Below are 13,312 nucleotides of genomic sequence, written 5' to 3'. Positions count from 1 at the left end.
GGCGGCGATGGGCTTTGGGGAATCGGGCGGGGCAGCGGGCCGCGACCCGTCAGTCGCGGCTCTTACGACCTCTGCGGCGTCCCCGGAACCGTGATGACGCCATCGCGTGATCGAACGCGATGGCGTCATCCTCGGTGCGACCCGAAAACCCAGGCTTACCGGCTCAGTGCGACGCGATCCAAACCCCGGATCGCTTCTGTCAGAGCCATTCTCTCGCGATTTCGGATCGAGCGAGATTCCGTGATGACCGCTTCGCAAAACGGTCAAACTCCCCGGCGGACCGCCCGCTCCACCAACTCGCTCAGCAGCTTCCCGAGATCGAGCCCCGCAGCCGCCACCGCGAGTGGCAGCAGCGACGTCTCGGTCATCCCGGGCGACACGCTCACTTCGAGCACGTGCGGCACACCGTCCGCGTCCACGATCAGATCCACCCGGGACAGGTCCCGCACGCCGAGCGCCTGGTGCGCCGCCACGGCCGTCGCGGTCGCCTGCGCGGTGACCGCGGGCGACAGCCGGGCCGGCGTGTGCCACGTGGTCACGCCGGCGGTGTACCGCGCCGCGTAGTCGTACACCCCGTCCCGGGGCACGATCTCCACGGCCGGCAGCGCGAACGGGCCCTCCCCCAGGTCCACCACGGAGACCGCGATGTCCGCGCCCGGCACGTACCGCTCGACCAGCGCGGTCGAGTCGTACGAGAAGCAGCCGACCATCGCGGCCGGCAGATCGGCGGCGTCGCGGACGACGGAGGCGCCCAGGCCGGATCCGCCCTGGGCGGGCTTGACCATCAGCGGTACGCCGAGCCGCTCCACGATCCGGTCCAGCACCGCGACCGCGCCCAGCTCGGAGAAGCGGTCGTGCGGCAGCGCCACCCAGTCCGGCGTGCTGATCCCGGCCTCGCGCAGCACCGCCTTGGCGGAGGGCTTGTCCCAGGCGAGGCGCGCGGTGCGGGCGTCGCATCCGATGTACGGCACGTCGAACAGATCGAGCACGCCACGCAGCGAGCCATCCTCGCCGATGGCGCCGTGCAGCGCGATGATGACCGCGTCCGGCGGGTCCGCGCGCAGGCCGGGGAGCAGCGCCACGTCCGCGTCCCGCAGCTCGGTCTGCACTCCGGCGGCCTGGAGCGCGTCGGCGACCCGGCGGCCCGACCGGAGCGAGACGTCCCGCTCGTAGGAGAGGCCGCCGGCGAGCACCAGCACACGAAGATCGTTCGACATGCTGTCGATCATGCCAATTGCGAACCGGGCACGTCGGCCCTGCCCTGGCCGCGGCGCAGCGCCGGCGCGCCGAAGACCGAGCGCAGCGCCATCTCCTCCTCCATCACGCCGGACAGCCGGCGCACGCCCTCGCGGATCCGCTCCGGCGACGGGAAGGAGAAGTTGAGCCGCATGAACTCCTGGCCGCCGCCGTCCGCGTAGAAGCCGGTGCCGGGCACGTACGCCACCCGGGCCGCGACCGCGCGCGGCACCATCGCCTTCGAGTCGAGGCCCTCCGGTAGCGTCGCCCAGACGAACAGCCCGCCGGCCGGCCGCGTCCACGTCGTACCCGCGGGCATGAGGTCTTCCAGCGAGTCGAGCAGCGCGTCCCGGCGCTCCCGGTACACCTCGCGGTACACCTTCAGCTGCTGACGCCAGGGCATCGTGGTCAGGTACTCCGTGACCGCGGCCTGCGCGAACGCGCTCGGGCAGAGCACGGTCGCCTCGGTGGCGATGACCAGCTTGTCGCGCACCGCGTGCGGCGCCAGAATCCAGCCGACGCGCAGCCCCGGCGCGAACGTCTTGGAGAACGTGCTCAGGTAGAAGACGCCGTTCCGCCGGCGCGCGCGCAGCGGCCGGGGCGCGTCACCGTCGAAGCCCAGCTGGCCGTACGGGTCGTCCTCCACCACCAGCAGCCCGGCCCGCTCGCAGATGTCCAGCACCTGCTCGCGCCGCTCCTCCGACATGGTCACGCCGGTCGGGTTCTGATACGTCGGGATCGTGTAGAGGAACTTCGCGCGCCGGCCCGAGGCCCGCACCGCGGCGATCGCCGACTCCAGCGCGGCCGGGATCAGCCCGTCGTCGTCCATCGCCACGTGCACCACCTGCGCCTGCGCGGCCTGGAACACGCCGAGCGCGCCCACGTAGGTCGGCCCCTCCGCCAGCACCACGTCGCCCGGGTCCAGGAACAGCCGCGCGACCAGGTCGATCGCCTGCTGGCCGCCGACCGTCACCACCACGTCGTCCGGGGAGGCGCCGCAGCCGACGTCGATGCCGGAGAGCGCCATCACCTCGCAGATCCGCTCGCGCAGCTCGACCGTGCCCTGACCGATCCCGTACTGCAGCGTGCTGCTGCCGCGCTCGCTGCCGAGCCGGCCCAGCATCTCCCCCACCGCGTCCAGCGGAAGCGCGGCGATGTACGGCGCCCCACCGGCCAGCGACACCACCTCGGGGCGGCTGGCGACGGCGAACAGAGCTCGGATCTCCGAAGCGGTCATGCCCCCGACACGGGCGGCGTACCTATCGGTGTAATCGTCGAGCGTCGTGCCGGACATGATCACCTCACTCTTAGGGGAGCGCACCCAGCGCGGGCGCCGGTGAACCGATGCTATGCCTCGCCCGATCGGGCGGCCTTCGGATAACCGGCCGGTCCACATGGCGGACCGGACCACGCGTCTTTCGCGCTGAGCTGAAAATCCGGCGTACGATTCTCGGCGGGAGTTCGTAAGCACCGTGGGGGATTCGCAGCCATGTCTCGTCGCCTGGTCAGCCTTACTCTCGACACGCTCGAGGACCTGCCCCGGGGCTGCCGCAAGTGCGTCTTCTGGGAACTCGACCCGGTCAGCGCCGAGCGCGCCTGCGCCGACGGCGCCCCCGAATTGGAGAAGGAGGCCTGGGTCTCGCAGACGCTGCTGGAGTGGGGCTCCTGCGGCAAGCTGATCTACGTGGACGGCATGCCGGCCGGCTTCGTCATGTTCGCGCCGCCCGCCTACGTCCCGCGCTCCATGGCGTTCCCCACCTCCCCGGTCTCCGCCGACGCCGCGCTGCTGATGACCGCGCACGTCGTCCCCGCGTTCGCCGGCGGCGGCCTCGGCCGCATGCTGGTCCAAGGCGTCGCCCGCGACCTCACCAAGCGCGGCATCAAGGCCATCGAGGCGTTCGGCGACGCCAAGTTCGGCGAGGCCGACGACGACGCCAAGGCCTGCGTCGCCCCCGTCGACTTCTTCCTCTCCGTCGGCTTCAAGACGGTCCGCCAGCACCCCCGCTATCCACGCCTCCGCCTGGAACTGCGCACCGCGCTCTCCTGGAAGTCCGACGTCGAATACGCCCTGGAAAAGCTCCTCGGCTCGATGACCCCGGAGACGCTGCTCCGCCCGGTCCGGCCCGCCACCAGCTCCACGGCCTGACAACCTCTTTCCATTCACCCGCTTCCGGCGGGTCCGGTTCCGCATGCTCCCGCGGGCACCGGTCGTCGCTGGCGCTCCTCCCTGCCGGCTCCGTGGCCGCAAGACCAACCCCGGCTGTAGTCCGCGCTCCCAGCAGCTCGTGGCGGCAATATCGCAGGACGTACTCGTGGCAGTGAGCGTCCCTCAATAGACGGCGAGATCACCGCAGCCGCGACGGACTTCCGGAGGCGGCCGGCAGGCGGGTGCTCACGGTCGGCCCTCGTGCGCTTGATCGAGGCGCGCAACCCCCTGGACCGGAGGCCGGCACCGGCCTTTCCGACCCGCGCGCACGGAAGCCGAGGTATCGGGCGAAAGTCACAGCCTCTGATAACTAGAACCCGGTTCTGTGGCCGACCGGCGGCCAGCCCGGACGTCAGAAGTCCGAAATATCGGCATAGAAGTGGGTCTTCGGCGACCGCGACGCGCACCGTTGCTGAGGCGAACTCAGTAGGGTGTCCGGCCAACGAGCAGCGATTCTCGACCAGGTAAGCAGAGCGAAGCGACCGCGCCGTGCCAGTCGCCGGTCGGGGTGAGCTGCGCGAACTGGGAGCGGGACAGGACCCGGGGCAGCGACAGCACCGCACCGCGGTCGCGCCGAATTACTGAGTCACGCTCACCGCCGCTGCGATGTGCTGGCGAGGCCGGCACGCGTGGCCGTCGAGCACCGTACCCGGGTAAGCAGAGCAAAGGCGGTGCGGATGGTCTTGGCACGGCGGGACCGGCAGGGAGGAGCGCCAGCGACGACCGGTGCCCGCGGGAGCATGCGGAACCGGACCCGCCGGAAGCGGGCAAATGGAAAGGGGGTTCAGGCCTTGATCGGGAGGCCGGCGGCGACCGCGGTGCGAAGCTGGCGGACGTCGATGGAGCCGGTGGGGACGTCGTGTTCGACGGGGTAGTACATGCGCTGGACCGCGGCCACGATGGACTCTATGGCCTGTTCGCGGAAGAGCGGGTCGACGAGGCGGTCGCGGTCGCGCGGGGAGGTCAGGTAGCCGAGTTCGACGCGGACGGCGGGCATGCGGCTCAGGCGCAGCAGGTCCCAGGTCTTGGCGTGGGTCTGGCAGTTGCGCAGGCCGGTGCGGGCGACGATCTCGCGCTGAACCAGGCCGGCCAGGCGCTCCGCGACCGTGGAGGTGACGCCGTCGGAGGTGCCGTCGCCGTAGTGGTAGGTGGCGACGCCGTCGGCCTCGGGGGTCTTGTAGCCGTCGATGTGGATGGAGATCAGCAGGTCGGCGTGCAGGTCGTTGGCGAGCTGGGCGCGGTCGCGGTCGCGGATGCGCGCGGCGGGTGACGGGCCGCGGGTGAGGTGGACGCGCATGCCGGCGCCGGCCAGGCGGCCCTCCAGGCGGGAGGCGAGGTCGAAGGTGAGCTCGGACTCGGTCCAGCGCAGCGGGCCGTCGGGCACCACGATGCCGGGGTCGGGGCCGCCGTGGCCGGGGTCGATGACCACGGTCTTGCCGAGCAGGTGCGGGCCGGACTGCCGGAACGCCTCGGCCTCACGCAGCCACTGCGGGCGACCGCCGACGACCTTGCGGCCGAGGCGGCGCAGCGCGTGCATGGTCTGCGGGCCGAACGAGCCGTCGGGTGAGAGGCCGACCTCGCGCTGGAACTGGCCGACGGCCTTGGCGGTGCGGGCGCCGTAGACGCCGTCCGGCCGGCCCACGTCGTAGCCCATCTCCAGCAGGCGTTCCTGCAGCGTGCGGACGTCCTCGCCGATCAGCGGGTGCGGGATGGCGTGGAACAGCGCGCGGGAGCCGAGCCGCCAGCGGGCCGCGTCGAGCGCGAGCCAGGTCTCCTCGTCGACCTCGCCGTCGACGGTGAGGCCGCGCCGCTGCTGGAAGGCGCGGACCGCGCGGTCGGTGTGCTCGTCGAAGAGGTCCTCGTCCGCGGCGAAGGCCGGGTCCAGGCGGGCCAGGACCGAGCGGATCTCCGCCACCGCGGGGCCACGGTCTCCACGTCGGATCGGGCGCACAGCAACGACCTCCTCAAAAACTCGAACCGGAGCGTATCGCGGGCGCACGGTCGCCGCGCGTTTCGCCGACGCGTCACTCACAGTAAAGAGCCCCGGCTCCGCGATGCGCACGAACCGGGGCTCTCGGTGCGAAAGAGTCTTACAGCGCGGACTCGATCAGGTTGATCAGTGCGCCCTTGGGCTTCGCGCCGGCCACCGACTTCACCGGCTGGCCGCCCTTGAAGACCGTGAGCGTCGGCACCGACATCACCCGGTACGCCATGGCGGTCTCGGGGTTCTCGTCGATGTTCAGCTTGACGATGGTGACCTTGTCGCCCATCTCCTTCGAGATCTCCTCGAGCAACGGGGTGACCTTGCGGCACGGCGCGCACCACTCGGCCCAGAAGTCGACGAGCACCGGCTTGTCGGACTGCAGAACCTGGCTGACGAAGGTCTTGTCGGTGACCGACTCCATGGGACGGATGCCTCCTCGGGGCTGGGGGTTTCTAGATCTCTTCGAACGACGCGATGAAGCGCTCGGCGTCGAGCGCCGCGGCGCAGCCGGTGCCGGCCGCGGTGATGGCCTGCCGGTACGTGTGGTCGACCAGGTCGCCGGCCGCGAAGACGCCCGGCACGTTGGTCCGGGTGCTGGGCGAGTCGACGGTGACGTAGCCCTCCTCGTTCATCGCGACCTGGTCCTTGAAGAGGTCGCTGCGCGGGATGTGGCCGATCGCGACGAACACGCCGGTGACGTCCAGCGTCTTGGTCTCGCCGGAGACCGTGTTCCGCAGGCGGACGCCGCTGACCTTGCCGTCCGCGCCGAGGATCTCCTCGACCGCGCTGTTCCACTCGACCTTGATCTTCGGGTTGTCCATCGCGCGCTGCGCCATGATCTTGCTGGCCCGGAACGAGTCGCGGCGGTGCACGATGGTGACCGTCTCCGCGAACCGGGTCAGGAACGTGGCCTCCTCCATGGCGGAGTCGCCGCCGCCGACCACCACGATGTGGTGATTGCGGAAGAAGAAGCCGTCACAGGTGGCGCAGGACGAGACGCCGTGGCCGAGGAACTCCTCCTCGCCGGGGACGCCGAGCCGCCGCCAGGCCGAGCCGGTGGAGAGAATCACGGCACGCGCGAAGTAGCTGGTGTCGCCGACCCACACGGTCTTGAGGCCCTCCGCACCCGGCTCGGTGACCGTGGTGCCGGTGAGCTCGACGCGGGTGACGTCGTCGGTGATGAACTCGGCGCCGAACCGCTCCGCCTGCTTGCGCATGGAGTCCATCAGCTCGGGACCCATCACGCCGTCCGGGAAGCCCGGGAAGTTTTCCACCTCGGTGGTGGTCATCAGCGCGCCGCCGGACTGCACACCCTCGATGACCAGCGGCTTCAGGTTGGCGCGCGCGGCGTAGACCGCGGCCGTGTAGCCGGACGGCCCCGAGCCGATGATGATCAGGTTGCGGACCTCGTCCACTGCCCACTCCTCAGTGTCTTCGTGTGCACCGCTGCCCGTCCGGCCGGTGGCGGGGCTGGGCGGCGATCGCCCCAGCAGAAACGTCATCGCATGGACCGGGATTCCCGGTCCGGTACACCGGTGGGCCGGCTCACGTCGGCAGGGCGCGGCCCGGAAGGTGTTGCCTGCTCACCCTACCGGCGCCGAATACCGGGTGTCCGCAAGCATGCCGTCGGCACCGCACTGCGGGCCGGCGACCCACACCATGTCCTGGCCGACCGAGTCCGTGAAGAGCACCAGCAGCCCGGGGCTGCCCTCGAACGAGGCATAGTCGATGAGCCGCGCGGTCAGCGAGGCCACGCCGTGCTCGATCGCGATCGCGCCCAGGCAGTGGTTCAGCGCCTCCGGATCGGTGAGCCGGGCCAGCACCGGCGGGATCGCGCCGCCGGCGTCGTCGCGCATCGGCGCCGGTGGCTTGCCGCCGGACTCGGCCAGCGGGCTGCTCAGCCCCTCGGCCGCCGCGACGCCGCGCTCCTCCACCAGCTCGGCCAGCGACCGCGCGGACGCCGATGTGTAGTCCCGGCCGCTGACCACGACCTGATGGGAGGGCAGCGGCGCGGCCGCGGCCTCCGGAGCGTCCGCGCCGCTGCCGGCGGAGGAGGTGATCTCGTTGTTCACCTCGAGGCCGTTCAGCAGGCCGGTGATGCCGACCGCGGCGAACGCCAGGACGCCGGCCGCGATCGTGGCGGGCAGGGCCCAGCGCGGGAATCGGCGCCGGCGGAGCGGGATCACCGGCGCCAGGGCCTCCCCGCGCAGTGCCGCGTCCAGCCGGGCGGCCACGTCGTCCGGCATCGGGCCGACCGGCGCCTCGGCCAGCGTGCGCAGGTCGTCGTGGACCGCGCCGGTGGCGTCGGCGAGCGCCGCGTGCGCGTCCCGCCACTCCGAATCCGATGCGATGAGCGCGGTGACCTCGTCGTGTCGCGGGTCTCCGTCCAGTACGCCGCCGAGGTAGTCGGCCAGGAGGTCCCACTGAGCCTCGGTCAGCGACGCGTCCGAGCTGCTCACTGTTCCTCCGCCTTCACTCGCAGGGCGTTACGCCCCGGGGACGGCGCACCTTCCGATGAGACGTTCCCGGCGTCCGCCGGGTTCCCGGCGTGAGCTGGATCGCTCGACTTCTCCGTGACCGGCGCGTTATCCCGTCGAGACCGGCCGGGCCGGAGGTGCCCGAGCGTGATCGCGAGCTTGGCCCGTCCGCGAGCGCACCGGCTCTTGACGGTCCCCTCGGCCACGCCGAGCACGGCCGCCGCCTCCGCGACCGAGTAGCCCTGCACGTCGACCAGGATCAGCGCGGCCCGCTGCTCGATCGGCAGCTCGTCGATGGCCTGCCGGACCACCAGCGCGGTGTCGTGGTCGATCACCGGCGCGGCCGGCTCGCGCTCCGGGCGGTCGTCGTCGGACGGGATGGAGAGCGGGACCGTGCGGTGGTTCTGCAGGCGCCGGATGCGGTCCAGGCAGGCGTTGACCACGATCCGGTGCAGCCAGGTGGTGACCGCGGAGTCGCCGCGGAACCGCGCGGCGGCCCGGTGCGCGGAGAGCAGCGCCTCCTGGAGCGCGTCCGCGGCCTCCTCGCGGTCGCCGATGGTACGCACGGCGACCGCCCAGAGCCGGTCCCGATGCCGGCCGATCAGCTCGGCGAACGCGTCCGGGTCACCGTCGACGTGAGCCGCGAGCAGCTCGTCGTCGGGGGTGTCAGGTCCCCTCGACGGTGATCTCATCGACCACGATCTTCCGCGAATCCGGCAGCTCCGTGAACCACACCAGCAGGTACTGGTACTTCGCGTCCGGGTCGAAGCCGTCGATGAAGGCCAGTGTGGGCGCGTCGTGGTTCTCGAAGCCCTTGCCGATCTGCGAGTACGTCGTGCGGATCTGCTCGTCGAAGCCCATCAACACGTCGTTCGACGCGCCGGTGTTGCCGGCCGCCGGGTCGCTGTCGCCGGTCAGCAACTGCGCGGAGATGCCCTTCTCCCCCAGCTGCACCTTGACCGAGGAGACCTGGCGCGGGCTGCCCAGGTCGATCAGCAGGCCGATGCCCGGCTTGAGGTTGCCGAACTTGCGCGTGTTGTACGTCGACGTGTTCCACGAGGTGCCGTCGTCGCCGTCGACCGCGAGCGCGGCGTCGGCGCGGTCGTCACCGGTGCTGTTAGGTCCCGGGTCGACGACGCGGACCTGATCCTTCGTCAGCTTGATCGGCTGCGGGTTCGGGATCGCGCCGGGCGCGGCGCCGCCGCCCCCGTCCGTGCCCTGGCTCGCGCCGGCCTGCACCGGGTCCCGGTCGCCGGGGTCGTCGCCGCCGAGCGCGGAGATGCCGAGCATCAGGCCGATGACCGCGATGGCCAGCAGCGCCGCCACGCCGACAGCGATCTTGCGGGCGGCATTCTGGGGCTGCTCGGGGCTGGCCTCGTCGCCCTCGGTGAACCGGAGCGGGCCGACCTCCTCCAGGTACTGCTCCTCGGCGGCCGAGTCGAGCCGGGTCAGCTCGGCGGCCAGCACGTCGGACGCGGGGACCGCGAGCTTCGGATCCAGCAGGTCCATGGTGAGGTCGTCGAGGTAGGCGGGCACGCCGGCGCGCGCCTGGCGCGGTGCCACGATCGTGCCGGAGCCGTCACGCACCGCGTCCGGCAGGCGGGAGGCGCCGGCCTCCGCGTGCGGCCAGTGCCCGGTGAGCGCGTAGTAGAGGACGCCGCCGACCGCACGCACGTCCTTGTCCGGCGTGTCGTCGCCGTCGGTGCGGGCGTCGGCCAGCACGACCCGGCCGTCGGTGCCGATCATCGTGGTGCCGGCGTGCACGTTGCCGTGGACCATGCCGGTGGCGTGCACGGCCGCGACCGCGTCGGCCACGCCGTGCGCGATCCCGATGGCGCGCGCCGCGTCCAGCGGGCCGGAGTCGGTGACCAGGTCGCGCAGGGCCAGGCCGTCGATCCACTCGCGCACGACGTAGGCCCGCTCGCCCTCGTCGATCGCGTCGTAGACGCCGGCCAGGTTGGGGTGGATGACGCGGCTGGCCGCGACGGCCGACTGCAGCATCTCGGTGGCGGACTCGCCGCCGGGGTAGCGCAGCACGACCGCGACCGGCCTGCGCAGGATGACGTCGGTGCCGCGCCAGATCTGCCGGCCGGCGCTGTCGTCGTTGACGTGGTCTTCCAACTGGTAACGGTCGGCCATGACGTCACCGACGGCGGGCTCACCGAAGGTCATCACGGACGGAACCGCCTCGGCGGCCTCTCGACCTTCGCCGACCTGGGTCACCCGTCCTCCCTCGGTGATCACAACATCACGCACGTCAATGCGCCGTGATCGATCGATTGACCCGCTGCGGACAATCCTCCCACGAAGGGTAGGCGTCGCGCCGCTTCCGCCGAGAGCGACCTTACCTGGACCGCGGGCACTCCCGGAGCGTCCGTCCCCACGCCGCCGTGATCGGCGGCGCCGGACCGGACCCTGCCACGATTGTGCGGCCCGACCTGGGATTACTCAAAGCCTGTGTCCACAACCATCGGGTGACGACTGCTTTATCCCGGGCGTGGACCGCTGAAACTACCGCCTGATCCGGCGCTTGACCATGTCCAGCAGCTGGGTGATCTCCCGTACCCGCAGCAGCAGCGCGAGCCCCAGGTACGCACCGCCGATAGCGGCACCGCCGACGACCAGGTTCAGGAACGCCTCCAGCCGGGACGGGGTGTCGTCGCCCGGCAACAATTTCATCACGAGCAGGCCGACCACGATCGAGCCGGCGGCCGCGACCATCACCTTGAGGATCGAGCCGGCCACGTCGCGCATGCCGATCGCGCCGATCCGGCGGCGCAGCACCGTGGCGGAGATGGCGGCGGAGACCACGTACGAGACCGCGTTGCCGATCATCAGGCCGGCCGCGACCCACCGGGCGTCGAGCAGCATGAAGCAGGCCACGTGGATCGCGATCCGGACCGCCACCACCGGCACGTTGACCAGCGCGGCGGTCCGGTTCTCGGACATCGCGTAGTTGGCGAACGTGAAGAGCTGGCTGACCGAGAACGGGATCAGCGCGATGCTGGCGCTGATCAGCACGATCGAGGTGGCCGCCGCGTCGTCGGCGCCGATCGCGCCGTGCCCGAACAGCGTGACCATGATCGGCGCGGCCAGCACGCCGTAGACCACCGCGACCGGGGCCAGCGCCGCGGTGGCGGTCCGCATGCCGCGGGACAGGTCCTCCGCGATGTCGGTGAGGCGGCCGTCCGCGGCCGCCGCGCTCATCCGCGGCATCAGCGCCGTGATGATCGAGACCGCGATGATCCCGTGCGCCATCATCAGCAGCAGGTAGACGTTGTTGTACATCAGCGGGCCGGTCTCGCCCTGGGAACCGGCGCGGTTCAGCAGGTTGAACACGACGATCAGGCCGATCTGGTTGACCACGACGTAGCAGATCATCCAGGCGCCGAGCCTGCCCAGCTCGCGGAGCCCGAGGTCGCCGAAGTTGAACCGCCACTTCCACCGGAAGCCGACCTTGCGCAGCGCCGGGATCAGGCCGGCCGCCTGCACCGCCATGCCGAGCAGCGTGCCGCCGCCGATGATCGCGATCCGGTCCGCGGTCATCGCGCCCGGGTCGATCTTCGAGGCGCCGTAGAGCACCAGGTACGCCCCGCCGGCGGCGATCACGATGATGTTGTTCAGGATCGGCGTCCACATCGGCGCCGCGAAGTGGCCGCGCGTGTTGAGCACCGCGCTGAACAGCGCGGACACGCCGGTGAAGAAGATCATCGGCAGCATCAGGTGGGACAGGCTGGTGACCAGGTCCCGGTACTCGCCGGTGGACTCCTCGCTCGCGTAGATCATGGTCAGCAGCGGGGCGGCGGCGACCGCGATCACGGTGGCCACGGCCAGCATGATCACGGCGAGGCTGAGCAGCGTCTGGGTGAACGCCTGGCCGCCGTCCGGGTCCGACTTGCGCCGCCGGACCAGCAGCGGCAGCAGCACGCTGGAGAGGATGCCGCCGAGCAGGAACTCGTAGATCAGGCCGGGGAAGATCTGCGCGGTCGTGTAGGCGTCGCCGACCGCGGCGCCCAGCGCGGACGTGAGCACCACCGTGCGCAGGAAGCCGGTGCCGCGGCTGACCAGGCTGCCCGCCGCCATGATCAGGCTGTTGCCGGCCGTGCTGCCGCCGCCCGACGGCGGCTCCGCACCCGGGACCTCGCCGGTGCCGCCCAGCGTGTCCGTGTCCGGGACGGTGAGCCGGGCCTCCTCCGCGTCGATCAGCGGCGGCGCCTGCCCGTCACCGTAGGGGCCGTCGCGATGGCCTGCGTTGGAGCTCCGGTACAGACCGCCGGTCATGTCGCATCCCCTCGGACCCGCCCGGCGGACCCGCGTGCCACCGGCGTTGAACGAACCCTAGTCAACCCGAGCACTTCCCGCGTCCGCGGGCGCACCCGCGCAGACCTCGCGCAACAGCGTCCCGGGCGCGGCCCCGGCGATCTCCTCGATCACCCAGGCGGCCTCCGCCGGGACCAGCGGCTCGGTCAGCGCGTCCAGCACGGTCGGGTGATCACAACCGGCCGTCTCCAGGGCATCGAGCAGCGACGGTACGGACGTGAGGTCCCCGCCGTGGACGATCCGCCGGGCCAGCGGCACCACCGCGGCGGCCGTGCACCAGGGCGCGCCGTAGACCTCCGCGGTCAGCCGCCGGCGGGCGGAGTCGAGCAGTTCGGTCAGTCCGGCGTAGGGGAAGGAGGGCTCCGTACCGGTGCGCAGGCTCTTGATCGTGAAGCCGAGCTCGTTGCGCTCCGCACGCTGCACCGCCACCCAGCCGAGACCGTCGTGCCGGTGCCAGTCCAGGCCCGCGCGGCGCCCGTCGCGGCCGGCCATCAGCCGGTCGATCTCCCGGTCGGTGAGCGCCTCCGGATCCACCGGCGCGGGCCACCAGCGCGGCTCCGCGAAGAACGGCAGCGGCTCCTGCTCCGGGCCCGCCTCCAGCGGCGCGGGGCGCAGCGCCCGGAACGCGGTCGTGAACAGCGCCCGGGCGACCGGCACGTCGTCCGCGAGCGTGACCGGCGTGAACCGGCTGAGCAGCGCGACCACCAGCCCGGGATGGGCCAGCGAGGGATCGTCCATCGCGATCACGCGACCGATCAGGTCCAGCTCCGGCCAGCGCAGCACGTGCGGGTGGCCGTCCTCCGGCGCGTCCCAGCCGAGCATCGCGCCCTCGTGCGAGCCGGACCCGGGCGCGGCCAGCTCCAGCAGGTGGAACGGCTGTGCGAAGTCCAGGTCCAGCCGGAGCCGGTAACCGCCGGCGACCGGGAACGTGATCAGCAGGTCGGGACGCTCGACCTCCTCCTCGCTGTGGAAGAACCACTCGGACCAGAACGACGACCGGCCGGCCAGCGCGCGCAGCGCCTCGGGAACTGCCATGGGTCACCATCCTGCCCTCCCGGGCGACCGCGCGCGCCGGTCGGGTCCGGCGGG

At 71.8% G+C, this 13,312-nt stretch carries 11 protein-coding genes; 1 reads left to right on the top strand and 10 read right to left on the bottom strand.

From position 1 onward, the window contains the following. Positions 1 to 263: 263 nt before the first annotated feature. Positions 264 to 1,217: a D-alanine--D-alanine ligase family protein gene (locus J2S41_RS34065; RefSeq protein WP_310374195.1), complete on the bottom strand. Its 954-nt coding sequence runs from the start codon at positions 1,215 to 1,217 to the stop codon at positions 264 to 266. Positions 1,218 to 1,225: 8 nt separating this feature from the next. After that, on the bottom strand, positions 1,226 to 2,530 hold the full coding sequence (locus tag J2S41_RS34060) for an aminotransferase-like domain-containing protein (protein WP_310374193.1): 1,305 nt from the start codon (positions 2,528 to 2,530) through the stop codon (positions 1,226 to 1,228). Positions 2,531 to 2,725: 195 nt separating this feature from the next. Here J2S41_RS34060 and J2S41_RS34055 point away from each other — a divergent pair, with 195 nt between their 5' ends. After that, positions 2,726 to 3,382 (top strand): GNAT family N-acetyltransferase, encoded by a 657-nt coding sequence (locus tag J2S41_RS34055; protein ID WP_310374192.1) that lies wholly within the window; start codon positions 2,726 to 2,728, stop codon positions 3,380 to 3,382. 844 nt (positions 3,383 to 4,226) lie between these two features. Here the strand turns inward: J2S41_RS34055 and J2S41_RS34050 are convergent. The 8 genes from J2S41_RS34050 to J2S41_RS34015 all read right to left on the bottom strand — a co-directional run bounded on the left by J2S41_RS34050 (position 4,227) and on the right by J2S41_RS34015 (position 13,258). After that, complete coding sequence (locus J2S41_RS34050; protein ID WP_310374189.1) at positions 4,227 to 5,393, bottom strand: N-acetylmuramoyl-L-alanine amidase; 1,167 nt, start codon at positions 5,391 to 5,393, stop codon at positions 4,227 to 4,229. A 139-nt stretch (positions 5,394 to 5,532) separates the two neighbouring features. Then, on the bottom strand, positions 5,533 to 5,847 hold the full coding sequence (trxA, locus tag J2S41_RS34045; RefSeq protein ID WP_374728200.1) for a thioredoxin: 315 nt from the start codon (positions 5,845 to 5,847) through the stop codon (positions 5,533 to 5,535). 31 nt (positions 5,848 to 5,878) lie between these two features. Next, positions 5,879 to 6,841: a thioredoxin-disulfide reductase gene (gene trxB, locus J2S41_RS34040; protein ID WP_310374187.1), complete on the bottom strand. Its 963-nt coding sequence runs from the start codon at positions 6,839 to 6,841 to the stop codon at positions 5,879 to 5,881. A 168-nt stretch (positions 6,842 to 7,009) separates the two neighbouring features. Continuing rightward, on the bottom strand, positions 7,010 to 7,885 hold the full coding sequence (locus tag J2S41_RS34035) for an RsmA family anti-sigma factor (RefSeq protein WP_310374185.1): 876 nt from the start codon (positions 7,883 to 7,885) through the stop codon (positions 7,010 to 7,012). Then, positions 7,882 to 8,595 (bottom strand): RNA polymerase sigma factor SigM, encoded by a 714-nt coding sequence (gene sigM, locus J2S41_RS34030; RefSeq protein ID WP_310374184.1) that lies wholly within the window; start codon positions 8,593 to 8,595, stop codon positions 7,882 to 7,884. The genes J2S41_RS34035 and sigM overlap by 4 nt, the downstream gene beginning before the upstream one ends. After that, positions 8,570 to 10,126 carry a protein kinase gene (locus J2S41_RS34025; protein WP_310374182.1) on the bottom strand — a complete coding sequence of 519 codons (1,557 nt, stop codon included), beginning with the start codon at positions 10,124 to 10,126 and terminating at the stop codon, positions 8,570 to 8,572. The genes sigM and J2S41_RS34025 overlap by 26 nt, the downstream gene beginning before the upstream one ends. Positions 10,127 to 10,414: 288 nt before the next feature. Further along, complete coding sequence (gene murJ / locus J2S41_RS34020; protein WP_310374180.1) at positions 10,415 to 12,184, bottom strand: murein biosynthesis integral membrane protein MurJ; 1,770 nt, start codon at positions 12,182 to 12,184, stop codon at positions 10,415 to 10,417. 57 nt (positions 12,185 to 12,241) lie between these two features. Then, a complete protein-coding gene (locus J2S41_RS34015; RefSeq protein ID WP_310374178.1) occupies positions 12,242 to 13,258 on the bottom strand; it encodes a hypothetical protein in 1,017 nt (338 codons plus the stop codon). Positions 13,259 to 13,312 lie beyond the last annotated feature (54 nt).

Source organism: Catenuloplanes atrovinosus, assembly GCF_031458235.1.
GTDB lineage: Bacteria > Actinomycetota > Actinomycetes > Mycobacteriales > Micromonosporaceae > Catenuloplanes > Catenuloplanes atrovinosus.
The sequence above is the reverse complement of the archived record's forward strand: the minus strand, read 5'-3'. Positions and strand labels throughout refer to the sequence as shown.